Here is a 15554-nt window from a genome sequence, read left to right as displayed (position 1 = left end):
GTTAGCCAATACTGCGATGCGCACGCATTATTCAGCCAGCCTGATCATGACGGTGGTGGGCAGCGGCAGTAAATGACATTTAGCGAACGAATGGTAGTGCACAATATGCAAGCTTTAAAGGCTGCGTTTATCCAGAAGGGATAATTTCCATGAATCTTTCTGATGGCGCACTGTTTACCGGTCTCCCCATGTGGGCGAATCCCGATTGGCGCGGCACCTTTTATCCTTCCCACATGTCGATGCGCGATAGCTTGTCGGAATACGCTGGCTGGTTTTCGGCGGTAGAGGGCAATACGACCTTTTATAGCGGAGCGCCTTCCGTAAATACCATTCGACTGTGGCGAGACGCTGCGCCCGCGCATTTTAAATTCTGTTTCAAGCTGCCGTCGGCGTTTACCCACGATGCCCGATTAACCAATGTGGACGATGGTATAGATGAGTTTATTGATCGTATTGCACCATTGGAGGAGCGTTTAGGCCCTGTAATGGTTCAATTACCACGCAACTTTGGCGAAGCCGAAATGGATCGTTTACACCATTTGCTTGATCGCTGGCCTTCCCATATTGGCTGTTCGGTAGAACCGCGTGATCCCATCCTGTTTGCAAAAGGAGCGGTGGAAAAAAACTTTAATCGATTGTTGATAACTTATAATACCGATCGAGTGATGTTGGATACCCGCGCACTTTTTTCAACGCCTGCTAATAATGATTCGGGATTATCGGTGGCCCAGTCCGAAAAACCGCGACGCCCGCTACACGTGATTTCGACTGGACTGCATCCTATTATTCGTTTTATAGGGCACAGCGATATGGCGATTAATCATCAGTGCTTTACGCCATGGATTGAGCAGCTTTGCCTGTGGATAACTCAGGGGAAAAGTCCATTTCTCTTTGTTCATACACCGGATAACCGCCACGCGCCAGCGCTTGCTCGAGCGCTGCTTCAGCGCCTTGCCGAGCACCTTCCCAATCATTCCATATTGCCTGATAACACCGAGTTTCCCGCCGAGCGGCAGCACTCACTGTTTTAATGTGAGGGGCTCGAAAGCGTATATCCAGAATAGCGGTAGCTGCGGAAGGAGGGGGTATCGATAACCGCGCCCAATAGGACGCGGCAGTAATAATCGCTTATTTAATAGCGGGTGCGTCGAGCTAAAGGATGTCGGCTTCTTGCGCGAGTCGTCGTCTTTCCCAATGTCGTTCTATTCCCTGACGTGCGTTGCGATAACGGTAGCTGGCGAGTCGTTGGCGTTTGGCGCTGGCGAGGGCTTCTAAATGAAGAACGGTGGAGATGAGTTTTGCTTCGGTCGGAAAGTGCGACGCGTGTTGAGGCATTCACGAACTCCTTACATATCGAAAGCAGTGGCCGGGTGCTGTCTGAACAGTGCACGGGCGGTGATGTAAATCGATAAAAGAGCGGTGCTTCTCAGCAAACTAACGCAGTCGTCGAAGGCGTTGTTTGCATGTCCAAGTTACCCCTCGCACGCTGTTCAGACAACACCCAACGGTAATCGACGCACATTATTAATGTGTTCGACTACCTGTATAGAGTGATATCGCAGCCCGATGACACTGTGATGAATGTTTTAAATAGTGATTACCCGCACCCTTTAAAGGCCGATTGGGCGGTTATAAAAATCGATCAATACGGCTGCCGAAGAGCGCGGTGGCGCTATCCGATGCTTGTCAGGTAAATAAAAAGATAAACATGAAGAGCAACCGCGGGTGTGTAGACGACCTCGACGCCAAGGTGTCGAATTGCTTTATAAAGAAGCGTTAAAAAAGTGCGGCCATTTGCGCGCCGAGATCGTGCCGCGCAGTGCGTCAGTAGCTCGGGTCGAGCGCTCGGTTATGCTAGAATAGCGCCAATTCACGCTTATTTTTTTCGGGTATCTCTGTGACTTCCGACCACCGTCTTCTCGACAGTTTGAACGACGCACAGCGTGAGGCGGTTAGTGCGCCTCAGGGCAATCTGCTGGTACTGGCTGGCGCTGGTTCCGGCAAAACGCGTGTGCTGGTGCATCGTATTGCCTGGATGATCGAAGAAGAGCATCTATCGCCGTATGCCATTCTGGCCGTTACCTTCACCAATAAGGCGGCGCGCGAGATGCGCACGCGTCTCGACGGGCTGCTGCACCACTCTGCGCGCGGCATGTGGGTCGGCACCTTCCACTCGATTGCCCATCGGCTGCTGCGCACGCACTGGCAGGATGCGCGCCTGATCGAGCATTTTCAGATTATCGATGGCGATGACCAACTGCGGCTGGTGAAGCGCCTGCTGAAAGATCACAGCATCGACGACGAGAAATACCCGCCGCGTCAGGTGGTCAACTTCATTTCGGGCTGTAAGGAAGAAGGGCTGCGCCCCTCCGATGTCGATGCAGCGGGCGATGCCTATTTGCAGCAAATGGTCGAGCTTTATTCGCTCTATCAGGCTGCGTGCGAGCTATCGGGGCTGGTCGACTTCGGCGAGCTGCTGCTGCGCTCGCTGGAGCTGCTGCGTGATACGCCGGCCTTGCTAGAGCACTATCGTGAGCGCTTTGGTCATATCTTGGTCGACGAGTTTCAGGACACCAACACCCTGCAGTACCTGTGGCTTAAGCTACTGGCAGGCGAGCGCGCGCGGCTGACGGTAGTCGGCGATGACGATCAGTCCATCTATGGCTGGCGTGGCGCCAAGGTAGAAAACCTGGAGCGTTTTCGCAGTGAATTCGCTCAGACTCAGGTGGTGCGTCTGGAGCGTAACTATCGCTCCACGGAAGCCATTCTGGAAGCCGCCAACTCGCTGATTCGCAACAATGCAGGGCGCATGGGCAAGGAGCTGTGGACCGATGCCGGCAGTGGCGAAAAAATCTCGGTCTACGCGGGTTTTAACGATCTCGACGAAGCGCGCTTTATTGTCGATACCATCGCCCATGCGGTGAAGGAAGACGGCATGGCGCGCCGCGATATCGCCATTTTGTATCGCTCTAACGCGCAATCGCGCGTGCTCGAAGAAGCGCTGATTCGTGCCTCTATGCCGTACCGCATATATGGCGGGCACCGTTTCTACGAGCGTCTCGAAATCAAGAATGCGCTGGCCTATTTGCGCCTGCTGGTCACACGCAACGATGACGCTGCCCTCGAACGCGTGATCAACGTTCCGGCGCGCGGGATCGGCACCAAAAGCATTGAGCGTTTGCGCGCTCACGCCCGCGATGAAGGCACCTCGCTGTGGGATGCGCTCCACGATGCGGTGGCGAAAAAGGCCATCAGCGGTCGTGCGGCCAATGCTTTGACCGCATTTGCCAACCTGATCGACGAGTTGGATAACGATACTGCTGGGCTGCCGCTCGACGAGCAGTTCGATCACGTGATCAAGTCATCTGGCCTGATTGAGTATCACCAGAATGAGCCGGGCGAAAAGGGTCAGGCGCGCGTTGAAAACCTGCAAGAGCTGGTCAGTGCTGCACGCGCCTTCACCCAGGAAGATAGCGGGATTCGCGGTACCGACCCAGCCGAGCCTGAAGGCGAGGCTGCCGGCGAGGCGTCGTTGCAGCGCTTTTTGGCAGAGGCTGCGCTCGATGCAGGCGAGCAGCAAGCCGACGAATTCGAGGACGCAGTGCAGATGATGACGCTGCATTCGGCCAAGGGGCTCGAGTTCCCGCTGGTGTTTATTGCCGGTGTCGAGGAGGGGCTGTTCCCCCACAAAATGTCGGTAGAAGAGCCGGGCCGTCTCGAGGAAGAGCGCCGCCTCTGTTACGTGGGCATCACCCGCGCGATGGAGAAGCTGTACCTGACTTACGCCGAGATGCGTCGCCTGCACGGCAAAGAGACCTACCAGCGTCCGTCGCGTTTTATTCGTGAATTGCCAACGCAACTGATCGAAGAAGTACGGCTGCGCGGTCAGGTATCGCGGCCCATGGCCGATCGTTCCGGGTATGGCGGCGGCTATGGCGGGAGCTTTAGCGGCGGCTCTACCAATTATCCGGCACCGCGTCCGCGCACCGGCCTCTCGCAGCAAACCGATACCGAAGGCAGCGGCCAAACCCTGTCGTTAGGGCAGCGCGTTCGCCATCCAATGTTTGGCGAGGGCGTGGTGGTCAACGGCGAAGGGCAGGGCGATCGTGCACGCGTGCAGGTCAGCTTCGAGGAGCATGGCGACAAATGGCTGGTGCTGGGCTTCGCTAAGCTGGAGGCCTTGTAGCCAAGGGGGTGATGCAGTGATGGATTTTCCGTCATATGCTCGTCACACGCGGGTGAAACAATGCGAGTAGCATGGTCGTCTTCCGCATATCGCATAACCGTCTTTGAGAGCAGCCCATGGATACATTGAGCGGGCAACACAGTCAGCATATCTCCCGTCAGTTCAATCAAGAGCTGGAAGGGCTTAAGACCCATTTAATGGCAATGGGTGGTCTGGTCGAGCGGCAGCTGGGCGATGCGCTTGATGCGCTGCAAAATCGCGACGGTGCGCTGGCCGAGCAAGTAAGCAAGCAGGATCACGACGTCAACGAAATGCAGCTGCAAATCGATGACGAATCGACCGAGATTATTGCGCGGCGTCAGCCGGCAGCGTCTGATCTGCGGCTGGTGATTGCGGTGATCAGGGCCGCGTCTGACCTTGAGCGTATCGGTGATGAAGCCGACAAGATTGCGCGCCATGCGCAGGCGCTGATGGGGCAGACAGAAAGCGACCGTGGACTGGTCGAAATTCGCCGTATCGGTGCGCAGGTAAAACGCATGGTACGCGATTCGCTGACCGCGTTTGCCCGCTTCGATACCGGTCTGGCGCTGGAAGTGCGGCGCGCCGATCAGGACGTCGATAGCGACTACAAGAGCGCGCTTCGCGCACTGGCTACCTTCATGATGGAAGATTCTTCTTCCATTACCAGCGTTATCGACGTGATGTGGGTGCTGCGAGCGCTGGAGCGTATTGGCGATCACGCGGATAACCTTGCCGAATCGGTTATTTATCTGGTGAAGGGGCTGGATTTGCGCCACACCCACCTGCGCGATCTGGAAGAAAAGGATCTCGACGATATTCGTTAGTTCTTATTCCTTCACGCGCGGGTGATTAAGCGGCGTCGCGTCGCTCTGACTAGTTAAGTGATACTGCCTTTAATACGTTATCAGTCAAAAGCGCCCTCGTGGCGCTTTTTTCGTGATAAGCGGTTAACGTGTGCGACGGCATGCTCGGATCACGATTCGACTATTGTTGTGTCTGTACAGTCGCGAGATAATCCTTACCTCTTGGCCTTGCCTAACCGCACATTGGCGCAGGTTTTTCGGCCTGTGCGACGCATCGAAGGCGGTCGCTCGCGTGGCGATAGCGTATTGGATTCATGTGCGCCACAGCGGCTGCGGTGCCAGACAACGCCAATCACTTCCTCTTGTTACCGTTAAGGGCTGCGCTGGTATGCTCGATGGTTTTTCTTCGCTGGGCGAGGGTATCCGGCTGGTACTGAAGCCGGGCCTGCGTCGCTATGTCATTGTTCCAGTGATCATTATTTTGCTGCTGTACGCGGGCATGATTGCGCTGCTGGCCACGCTGTTCTCTGGTTGGCTTGAGCATTGGATGAACGCGGTGCCAAGTTGGCTGCAGTGGCTCGATTTTCTATTGCTGCCGCTGTTTGTGTTGGCGCTGATTGTGCCGGCGCTCTATACCTTCACCGTGATGGTGAACTTACTCGCGTCGCCGTTCTATGGCTTTCTGGTAGAAGCCGTCGAGCGCCATTTGGGCGAGCCGCCCGCCGAGGATTCACGCAGCCTGTGGCGGCAGTCGCTGGATGGCGTGATACGCGAACTGCAAAAGCTGCGTCATGTGGTGCCGCGCATGCTGGTGCTGCTGATATTGGGATTTGTGCCGGGCATTAACGTGATTACGCCGTTTTTATGGCTGGTGTTTTCGGCCTGGAGCCTGGCAGCCGAGTATCTCGACTACACCATGGATGCTCATGGCGTTAGCGTCGCTCGCATGCGTGAGCTATTGCAGGCGAAGCGCTTTCGCACGCTGTCGTTTGGCGGTGCCGTTAGCGTACTGATCTGGATTCCTGTGGTTAACCTGTTCGTGATGCCGGGCGCAGTGGCGGCGGGCGTTATTTTGTGGCGTGATCATTATCGTTTGCTTAACGAGACCTTGCCTGGCAAGGCGGTAGAGCATCACCATTAGCAACTTGAATGATTAAGTTGTCGCCTTTTGTTGGGGGATGCCCAACGTTTTGCTGTATGCAGCACTTCATCTGGAAACACTCATGATAAAGCAGTCGGTTATTCGCCTTTCAGGCATCCTCGCGGTGGTAGCGCTAATCGCAGGCTGTGCCGGTAACAAGCCGCGCCCCGAAGCCGCTCAGCCAGCAGCGGCGGTAAACGCAACGGCTGCCAAGGCGCTGACCAGCGATGTGCCGGTGGTACAGGATCGTCACGCCAGCAAGATCTATTCGGCAAGCGAAGGACGCCAGTTGGAGCGTCGTAACGGCTACCGTGTCGATCACTCGCTGCATACTCAAGGGGCCAACGAGCGAATTCAAACGCTGGTCATTCACTACACTGCTGAAAACGATCAACGCTCCATTGATGCGCTCAAAGGCAACACGGTGGGCGTGCATTATTTAGTGCTAGAGCAGCCAGGGCGTTATCAGGGCCAGCCGGTGGTGATGCAATTGGCGGACGAATCGAAGCGCGCCTGGCATGCGGGGCGCAGTAGTTGGGATGGCAAGAAGGGGCTGAACGACACCTCTATTGGTATCGAAATCGTCAACATGGGCTTCAAGCAAACGCGGGATGGAATGGTGTTTTCACCTTTCTCGATGTCGCAGGTGGCGCTGGTAACCGCGCTGGCCAAGGATATTGTGACGCGCTACCACATCGATCCGACCCACGTGGTGGGGCACTCTGATATCGCACCGGGGCGCAAGCTCGATCCGGGTCCGTTCTTCCCGTGGCAGCGGTTGGCGCAGGCAGGCATAGGCGCGTGGCCTGAGGCGAGCACGGTGGCTTACTACCGCCAGCGCTTTAACGCACGACTGCCAACGGTCGCGCAGTTGCAGCGTGCATTGGCCAGCTACGGCTACGACATTACCGCAAGCGGTGATTTTGACCAGTCAACCAAACGCGTATTGGCCAGTTTCCAGATGCATTTCAGGCCCACTCGCTACGATGGCACTTACGATGCTGAAACCGCTGCGATTCTGTTTGCGCTGGTCAGCAAATATCGTAGCCCGCGGCAGGCTGCGCTACTGCTCTCGCAACACTGAGTCATCTTGATGCAAGCGCTGTGCTGGGAAGCTCAGCGTGAAGCATGAGCCCCTGCCGAGGGTCGATTCTATATCGAGTTCACCCTGGTGGCGCAGCATCACGTGCTTGACGATCGCCAGGCCCAGGCCAGTGCCTCCGGTAGCGCTTGAGCGGCCTTTATCGACGCGGTAAAAGCGCTCGGTCAAGCGTGCAAGGTGGTGGCTATCAATGCCCTCGCCGTCATCTGCAATGCTCAGGCGTCCTTCCCCGGCAGCTGTTTCATTCCAGCTCAGCGTAATGTTGCGGTTATCTCCCGCATAGCGCACGGCGTTACTGACCAGATTCGTTACAGCGCTTCTGAGTTGCTCTTCATCACCCAGTAACTGCTTGTCGCTGTCGAGCGTGAGGGTAAGATGCTGACGGCCCTGTGACAGCGCGACGCCATCTTCGTAGGCGCGCTGCATCAGGCTGGTAACGTTAACCGGCGTTAGTGGCGAGAGCGTTTGCTCGTTCTCAAGGCGCGACAGCATTAGCAAGTCGTCAATCAAATGCCGCATTCTGTTGGCCTGCTGCTGCATTTGCTCGACACCCTTCGACATGCGCGGTGGCAGTAGCGTGTCGGCGTGCGCGGCCAAGGGCTCGAGATAACCGGTGAACACCGTTAGCGGGGTGCGCAGTTCGTGCGACACATTGGCGACAAAGTCGCGTCGCATCTCCTGCAAACGCTGCAAGCGCGTGATATCGCGGACCACCATCAAACGCTCATTGTTGCCGTAGGTGATGATCTGGAATTGCAACCAGCGCGATTCGTCAGTGGGGGATTTGATCACTAAGGGGTCGTCGAAGTTGCCGGTGGCAAAGTATTCGACAAACAGTGGGTGGCGCAGCAGGTTAGTCACATGCTGGCTGCGGTCGTGAGGGTATTTGAAACCGAGCAAGCGGCCAGCGGCGGCGTTCCAGTTATCCAGCGTGTCGCGCTGAGTAATCACCACCATACCGTCGCTCAGTGCTTCCGACAGCCGGTCGAAGCGACCAATCACCTGGCGCAGTTGCTCCTGGCGTCGGCGCTGTTTGCGCTGATAGCGGTAAAGGTGATCGAATACGGCGCCCCACTGAGCGGGCGCATGGGGCGGTAGCGCGCGATCAGGGTGCTTTGCCCAGCGATCGAGTCGCCACAGTTGCAGCAGGCTGTACGCAAGGTAGATCGCCAGCGCAACGGCAACGCCTGCCAGCCACTGATGCCACAGGCTAGCGACAGCGATGCCCAATAGCGTTGTGAGTAGCAGAATCAGTAGTTCACGAATCCAGCGATGCACTGCCATCTCTCATTTGGCCCTCAGCGGTTATACAGCGTACTGCGTTGGGCAGTGAGTGGTTTAGCGTGCGGCCTCTCAGGCGTGCCTCATACTGCGCGAGAGCGCTGGTGTGAGAATCGATACCCGGTGCCGCGAACGGTCTGAATAAGGTAGTCGTGTTTTTCACCGAGTGCTTTACGCAAGCGACGAATGTGAACATCAACGGTGCGTTCTTCAACGTAAACAGAAGCGCCCCATACCTGGTCGAGCAACTGTGCGCGCGAATAGGCGCGTTCCTGATGGGAAATAAAGAACGCCAGCAGTCGGTACTCGGTCGGGCCCATATCGATTGGCTCGCCGTCGATGCTTACGCGTTTGCTGTCGATGTTAACTGACAGCCCGTCAACTTCGAGGATGCTCTGGCTGGCCGGCGTGGCGCGGCGCAGTACCGCACGCATGCGAGCAATCAGTTCACGAGGCGAGAAGGGCTTGGTGATGTAATCGTCGGCGCCTGCCTCCAGCCCCTGCACCTTGTTGTCTTCTTCGCTTTTGGCGGTCAGCAAAATGATGGGGATTTCCTTGGTGGTTTCCTCGCGCTTCAAACGACGCGCAAGTTCTACACCACTGGTGCCCGGCATCATCCAATCGAGCAGAATCAGGTCGGGACGCTCATCAACGGCCAGCGCCAGCGCCTTCTGCGCGTTTTCCGCCTCAAGAACGCGAAAGTCGGCCATCTCCAAGGAAATAGCAATCATATCGCGAATGGAAGGTTCGTCATCTACGATCAATACGGTTTGAGTCATGTCAGCTTAATCTCATCACCATGAGGTAGCGGATTCGTGGAGTTCGCTATTGATAAGCAAATGCCGCTTTGTGGCGTTTGCATGACAATTCAAACGCAAAGTAGTGACAGAATGGTGACAGCCCCGCGGGAGTTTTTCACTTCGTTCGCACAGCGCGGTTGGCGTGTTTATACAACTCGCTACACGGGCCACAGTGCCAGCACTACGCCGCTGAATAGCAGCACGCCCACCCAATGGTTATTGAGAAACGCCTTGAAGCAATCATCTCGTTCGCGTTGGCGGGTCAGGTATTGCTGGTAAACAAACAGCGCCAGTATGCCCAGTAGCGCCAGCCAGAAGAACGCTCCCAGCATGAAGTGCACGCCCAGCCCAGCCAGCAGCACCAGCACAATCACTTTCAGTAGTGCCAAAACGGCCAGGTCCATGCGGCCAAATAGGATGGCAGTAGATTTGATACCGACGTTGAGATCGTCGTCGCGATCGACCATGGCGTATTCGGTGTCGTACATCAGCGTCCATACCACGTTGGCGATGAACAGCCACCAGGCGGCAGTGGGTATGGTCTGATTAACGGCCATAAACGCCATCGGAATGCCCCAACTGTAGGCGGCGCCTAGCACTACTTGCGGCAGATGAGTATAGCGCTTCATGAAGGGGTAACAGGCCGCCAGCGCCACCGCAACGAACGACAGCAGCACCGTGGAGGCGTTGGTAAAGCACACCAGCACGAAAGCCACTACGACCAGGCCCAAAAACAGTAGCAGTGCCTCCCACGAGGCAATTCGCCCGGTCGCCAGAGGGCGTTCTTTGGTGCGTTTGACGTGCCCGTCGAGCTTGCGATCGGCGAAGTCGTTGATGACACAGCCCGCCGCGCGCATGCAGTAAACACCCGCAATAAAAATAAGCAGCAGCGACAGCGGCGGCAGTCCGTCTGAAGCCAGCCATAAGGCGCTCATGGTGGGCCACATCAGCAGCCAGGTGCCGATCGGGCGATCCAGGCGCATCAGGCGCATGAAGTCGGGAAGACGGTGGCAGATACGTTGCCAAGGTGCAGAGTTAGCAGTCATGACGGCTCAACGGATAACAAGTAGACCGGCAGTGTACCATCGCCACCCGCGGCCGTGCAGACGCTGGCCGGCGTTCGTTTGGCTTCGTTCAGCGGGCATCGCCACGTTATCTCAGGCCCCACCGGCGCCGTGATAAGGTGGCAGCACCATACTCTCTGAATGGGTAGCGGCGTGTAGCCAGCTCCCCTATTGGGCGCGGTTCTGCGTTTCAAAGATTGCGGGGTCGCACGACGTGATTGCCGCTTGGTTTACGCTTTATTTAGACGATTAGTTGGCAATAATGTGCTTAAGGTAAAATTGGGCCCTCATCAATAAGTGGTTTGCCCGCTTATGAAAGTACAGCCCTACTACCAATAGCCCTAGGCATACGCGATGAGTGTTGCTAGCATGACATTGCCGCCTTTATGCGGGTTGTCGTGCGGGCTGCGGCAATTTGCCATTAGGTAATCGAAAAACCGGATACGCAAATAGGTGGTAAAGTTGCCGTTGCGTATTCAATCGGGCCTGAAGTATCTGGCCGAGGATTGATGGGAACACGTCGGTCCTTATAAAAATGTCCGGTCCAGCCGGCAAACATGCCATTCAAGGCATACCCAGGAGATAACTATGCGTAAACCAGAACTCGCCGCTGCCATTGCAGAAAAAGCAGATCTTTCCAAAGAAAAGGCAGGTCAGGTCCTGAACGTCATCCTCGACGAAATCACTTCCAGCGTTTCCAAAGGTGAAGACGTCAGCCTGGTTGGCTTTGGCTCTTTCACCGTACGCGAGCGTGCGGCACGTACCGGCAAGAACCCACAGACTGGCGCTGAACTGAAGATTCCTGCCAGCAAAAACGTTAGCTTCAAGGCTGGTAAAGGCCTTAAAGATGCTGTGAAGTAAGGCATCTTTCAGTCGGCGCTCGCATTTCAGGCTTCACCATCAGCGTGCTGTCTTCTCCCTTCCGAGCGCCGATCCTCTGCCTACCCCGGTAGTGCTGCGTTACTTTCCCTCCTGAATATCCCTCCGCGTATTGGCGGCGTTTCCTGATAGTCACGATTGGCGTCACCGAATTTATTCGCTTTACTGGATAAGTGAGTGAATTTTCTGGTATTTGTTATCCACACTCCAACGAATCTGCGCTCAGGAGCGTTATCCACATGTATATCGCGATGAATCGTTTCAAGGTACGTCCCGAATCCACCGATGCGTTCGAAAAAATCTGGCTGGAGCGCGAAACGCATTTGCAGACGTTGCCCGGTTTTGTGGAGTTTAATCTGCTGCGCGGCCCAGAGCGTGACGATCACGTACTGTATGCATCGCATACGATCTGGCGTTCTCACGATGACTTTATTGGCTGGACGCGTTCGGATGCGTTCCGTGCTGCGCACGCGAATGCTGGGAAGGTGAACCGCGAAGCCATTTATCTGGGGCCACCCGAGTTCGAGGGATTCGAATCGCTGCAAACGGTGAAGGCTGATAGCACTGAATAGCGACGCTTTAACATGAATTGCCGCTGTAGATCTTGCGCCGCCCTCTGTCCATTAGCGGGAATGGGCCAGCGCTGAGCACAACGACGAGGACCAGCAATGAGTTTTGGCGTGGATCATCCGGTAGTAGCTGTATCCGATTTAGCATCAGCACGAACGCAGGCCAATGCTCTGGGATTTCTGGGAGGCATTCATTATGTGCATCCTTGGGGTACCGAAAATGAGCTGATTCTCTTCGGCGATACGTTCATCGAGCTGATCGCCATTACGCGTCCGGCATTGGCTGGCTTCGGCGATGCCAACGGTTTTCGCTTCGCCCGCTTGATTGAGGCACGCAACAGAATGGGCGGCGGCGTTGCGATGGTCGCGCTGCATAGTAAGGATATGGAGCATGACCATGCTCTGATCGAAGCACAGGGGTTCGCTCCGTGGTCGCCGATTACCTTCGAGTGGCAGGCACGTAACGACAATGGCGAGCTGTTCGACTCAGGCGTTATTCTCGATTTCCTCCATGACCCCGCGCAGCCTTTTCTTACCCAATTCTTGTGTCAGCAGCTTCATCCCGAGCTATTGCGCCCCAACGGTTATTTTCCTGAACATCCTAATGGCGTTTATCGAGTCTCGGCACTGTGGTACGTCAGCGATGAGTTGGAGCGCGATATCCACTTTTTTCGCATCATCCACGGCGAAGATCGCATTAGCGCCGTGGATGGCGGCTATCACATTGCCACCGACAAGGCAGATATCTGGCTGGTTAGCCCTGCTCAAGCGAGTGCAAGGCTTCCCAGCCTTGGCAGCATAGCGGCCTCACCGCCCAGAGTGGTTGCCATCTCACTGGAAACCACTGATCTTGAAGCCGCCATCCAAGGATGGCAGCGCAACGACGTGGCGTTCGAACGCATTTCCTCTCTCGCGGCAGAAGTGCCTGCCGTAGTGCTGGGGAACACGCTGTTAAGGTTCGAACAGTGCGAAGATTGCCTGTGGTAGGGCGGCGGGCAACTTGCGATATCGCTCACACCACGGCGTATTGGTTGGCTTCTTCGCCCAACCAGCGGCGAATTAAAGGGTCGCGCATCAAGATGTTTCACGACGCTTTCTCAACCAACTGCGTGATTTATAAGCTAGTAGCGAAAAGCCAAAAATCGTCATCAACACACAATAAAGAAATAACACCCACACGCCCGCGGTAGACGTAGCTTCGCTTGATGCTCTGTGAGTTATAATAAAAAAGAAAAGCGCGGAGGTGAGCAACGAACCAACCGCACATATCGCGAGCAAGCTTCCCGGTATATGGTCGATTCGTCGCGTGATGCGCTGTAATAGCGTCAATTCTGGATAGGGCGAAGGCGTCAGCGTTTTAACCATGGCGTTATATCGCTTAGCATACCACATCATGCCTATTACCAGTGCAATACCAAATAATATAAGCATCCAAGGATAAGTGGCGTAATTCCGGCCTGCGATGCCTCCCAATACAAATCCTGGAATCATCAAGCACCAACACGTCATCTTCAATGTCGTGAAGTAGCTCACCTGTTCGGGGGTAACCAGATACTCCGTTCCCCTATAAAAATGCGCGCAAAAAACCACATCGCCGTTTTCCATGGTACGGAACCGGCTACCTTCCATGCGTGATATTTGCTTGTAGAACAACATGGTCGAAGACCTTTTTCGTTTTTCGAAATGGTTTCTAGGCCATTAGGATGTTATATCCACAGCAATAGAGCCCTTCATCAAAATAGCTAAAAGTATCTGTGCGCTATCATCAAATCGGTACATATCACTATATCTCACCGGCTTATACCAAGAGAGGGGAAATAAGCAGATACCACTATCCGCTGAGTGTTCTTTTCAAGAGAAGCGTTGCCTAAAGCAACTTAGAACTTTGTATGCTAGGATGAGTAAAAAATAGATTTCCATTATCAGAAATAGTAAAAATACACATATTCCTGCTACATCGTCATATCCATCAGAGACCATTTTTCTAATGCAAAAAAAGTTTATCAATGAAAGAATAGCTAGAGAAAATGACAGCAATACCCACGAAACATTTCGGCAATAATCCTTGAGTCGTGAGGTAAAGGAATGCTTGGGATAGGGTGATACGCTCAATTTTTTGACGATGTTTTTATACTTAAAATATAAAATTACCGACACAAGGATACCTGCCACTATTATTGTCCAAAAAGAATCATGATAGTGACCGAGAGCCGCGATACAAGGTCCCGATAGAATCGCTAGTTTATTAAGCTTATTTATTTCATCGCGATCTTTTTCGGACACCAGGTACTCCGGACCCCACCATTGTCCAAGGTAAACGATGTCTCCATTGTCCATTTTTCTAAAACTGCTATTCAGCCCTTGCTCTAGCATAAAGTCCTCTACTTCTCGTCATTGTATATAATCGGTAGCAGCGTTTGAGATACTACCGGTAATTTGAGCAAAGGAACCCTCGGACGGGGCGCTGGAGAGCTGGGTATCTTCCGCATCAGACTTTACTTGAAAATCTGGGCCAAAGGGATCCATCGGTCCTCCACCCCTTCCTGCGGTATACTTCAACTCAGTATTTTTAAAGGAAAAAAGATAGTCACCGTCTCCATTACCATCTACATCAAGTTCAAACATTAAATCATCAGTAGTGGTAATTAAAGTATGCGGTCCTTTTTCAAGCCCCGGCGCCTTATCATCAATATACTCAAAATAGTATTTCTCAATATTATTATTTCCGAATATAGAATTTAGCTCATCTTGAGACACTCCCTCTACAGAATTAGCGTGGTCTGAGTAGCTTAATAATCTAATTTCAGGCCCTGTTCCAGTGAAACCACCGCCTCTCACAATTGAAAAATCATTAATGTTAGTCAAATTTACAAAAACCCCATCTTTTTGCATTTCAAATAATGTTTCCTCATTGCCCTCAGTTAGAATCTGATTGAGGGTGATGGAGTATTCTCCCTGCTCTCTAAAAACAGAGTTCACGACGCTTTCAATAGCAAATCGACTCTCTGAATATTTATCTGGATTATGAATCATATCATATGAAAGGGCATATACGTCATACTCGGAAAAGCTATCTTTAACCTCCCCATTTATTGAGAATAATTCTTTCATTTTCTCTTTAATTCCACTGTCGCTTAACACATAGTCGATTGAATCATAAACGATAATACCTCCTATAACTGCAGGTATAGTAACAGCGCCTGTACCGAATACCATGCTAGTTAAACCGAATGACGCAGCGGCAGTTAGTGTCATGATTGTAGCTTGATAGGCGATGGAATGATTGAAATCGTTTCCCTCAGCGATCAAATCATTAACACTCGAGACGAAATCAAAGGCACTACTTACTATTCCAAATTTATCACCAGATTTGTGTAATGCGTTTAGCTCATCGGGAGATAATTTATTGCTGAATAGTTCCGCCGATATATGGGTAATATTCTTCATATTGTCAAGTGTTTCCGCATCGGCTTTAATTACGACGTTGAGATCACTGTCGTTATTTGAGCCTCCAGAACTACCAGGAGTCCCGCTACCACTCTCTGGGGAGGCCCCTCCGGAACCGAGGTCTGGCGGAAATATTGTGGGTGCTATTGGTGTAACAATCAGCTGACCGTCTTATCCCACCTCGGATTTTTGCCAGAAGCCACCGCTCGGCATATCAGGAGACATAACGAATTGATAAGTAGCCATAAAATTCCTCTTTAT

At 53.6% G+C, this 15554-nt stretch carries 13 protein-coding genes and 1 pseudogene; 8 read left to right on the top strand and 6 right to left on the bottom strand.

The window, feature by feature from the left end; translation table 11 throughout:
* Positions 1-149 precede the first annotated feature (149 nt).
* Positions 150-1031 (top strand): DUF72 domain-containing protein, encoded by an 882-nt coding sequence (locus R84865_RS03985; protein ID WP_435637770.1) that lies wholly within the window; start codon positions 150-152, stop codon positions 1029-1031.
* Between the two features lie 121 nt (positions 1032-1152).
* Here the strand turns inward: R84865_RS03985 and R84865_RS03980 are convergent, their stop codons facing one another.
* Entirely contained in the window at positions 1153-1335 is a 183-nt protein-coding gene (locus tag R84865_RS03980) for a hypothetical protein (RefSeq protein WP_435632870.1), read from the bottom strand.
* Positions 1336-1897: 562 nt separating this feature from the next.
* Here R84865_RS03980 and uvrD point away from each other — a divergent pair.
* The 4 genes from uvrD to R84865_RS03960 all read left to right on the top strand — a co-directional run bounded on the left by uvrD (position 1898) and on the right by R84865_RS03960 (position 7235).
* Positions 1898-4186, top strand: a complete 2289-nt coding sequence (gene uvrD / locus R84865_RS03975) for a DNA helicase II (protein WP_435638887.1) — start codon at positions 1898-1900, stop codon at positions 4184-4186.
* Between the two features lie 116 nt (positions 4187-4302).
* Positions 4303-5031 carry a phosphate signaling complex protein PhoU gene (phoU, locus tag R84865_RS03970; protein WP_435632868.1) on the top strand — a complete coding sequence of 243 codons (729 nt, stop codon included), beginning with the start codon at positions 4303-4305 and terminating at the stop codon, positions 5029-5031.
* Positions 5032-5302: 271 nt separating this feature from the next.
* Complete coding sequence (gene cysZ, locus R84865_RS03965; RefSeq protein WP_435638886.1) at positions 5303-6151, top strand: sulfate transporter CysZ; 849 nt, start codon at positions 5303-5305, stop codon at positions 6149-6151.
* A gap of 82 nt (positions 6152-6233) precedes the next feature.
* Entirely contained in the window at positions 6234-7235 is a 1002-nt protein-coding gene (locus R84865_RS03960; RefSeq protein ID WP_435632866.1) for an N-acetylmuramoyl-L-alanine amidase, read from the top strand.
* On the opposite strand, the gene phoR is transcribed toward R84865_RS03960, so the two are convergent.
* The 3 genes from phoR to ubiA form a co-directional block, all read right to left on the bottom strand.
* Positions 7215-8537, bottom strand: a complete 1323-nt coding sequence (gene phoR, locus R84865_RS03955; protein WP_435632865.1) for a phosphate regulon sensor histidine kinase PhoR — start codon at positions 8535-8537, stop codon at positions 7215-7217. The genes R84865_RS03960 and phoR overlap by 21 nt on opposite strands.
* 80 nt (positions 8538-8617) lie before the next feature.
* A complete protein-coding gene (phoB, locus tag R84865_RS03950; protein ID WP_435632864.1) occupies positions 8618-9313 on the bottom strand; it encodes a phosphate regulon transcriptional regulator PhoB in 696 nt (231 codons plus the stop codon).
* A gap of 179 nt (positions 9314-9492) precedes the next feature.
* A complete protein-coding gene (gene ubiA / locus R84865_RS03945; protein WP_435638885.1) occupies positions 9493-10380 on the bottom strand; it encodes a 4-hydroxybenzoate octaprenyltransferase in 888 nt (295 codons plus the stop codon).
* Positions 10381-10959: 579 nt separating this feature from the next.
* Between ubiA and R84865_RS03940 the strand changes: the two are divergent.
* From R84865_RS03940 to R84865_RS03930, 3 genes and pseudogenes are all read left to right on the top strand, one after another.
* Positions 10960-11259, top strand: a pseudogene (locus R84865_RS03940) (HU family DNA-binding protein); the annotation flags it as partial.
* Between the two features lie 257 nt (positions 11260-11516).
* Positions 11517-11849: a heme-degrading protein HmuQ gene (gene hmuQ, locus R84865_RS03935; protein WP_435632862.1), complete on the top strand. Its 333-nt coding sequence runs from the start codon at positions 11517-11519 to the stop codon at positions 11847-11849.
* 96 nt (positions 11850-11945) lie between these two features.
* Entirely contained in the window at positions 11946-12833 is an 888-nt protein-coding gene (locus R84865_RS03930) for a VOC family protein (protein WP_435638884.1), read from the top strand.
* 87 nt (positions 12834-12920) lie between these two features.
* Here R84865_RS03930 and R84865_RS03925 read toward each other — a convergent pair whose 3' ends face one another.
* Entirely contained in the window at positions 12921-13502 is a 582-nt protein-coding gene (locus R84865_RS03925) for a hypothetical protein (protein ID WP_435638883.1), read from the bottom strand.
* Between the two features lie 735 nt (positions 13503-14237).
* Entirely contained in the window at positions 14238-15293 is a 1056-nt protein-coding gene (locus R84865_RS03920) for a hypothetical protein (RefSeq protein ID WP_435638882.1), read from the bottom strand.
* Between the last annotated feature and the right edge of the window lie 261 nt (positions 15294-15554).

Source organism: Carnimonas bestiolae, assembly GCF_051251145.1.
Classification (GTDB): domain Bacteria; phylum Pseudomonadota; class Gammaproteobacteria; order Pseudomonadales; family Halomonadaceae; genus Carnimonas; species Carnimonas bestiolae.
The sequence above is the reverse complement of the archived record's forward strand: the minus strand, read 5'-3'. Positions and strand labels throughout refer to the sequence as shown.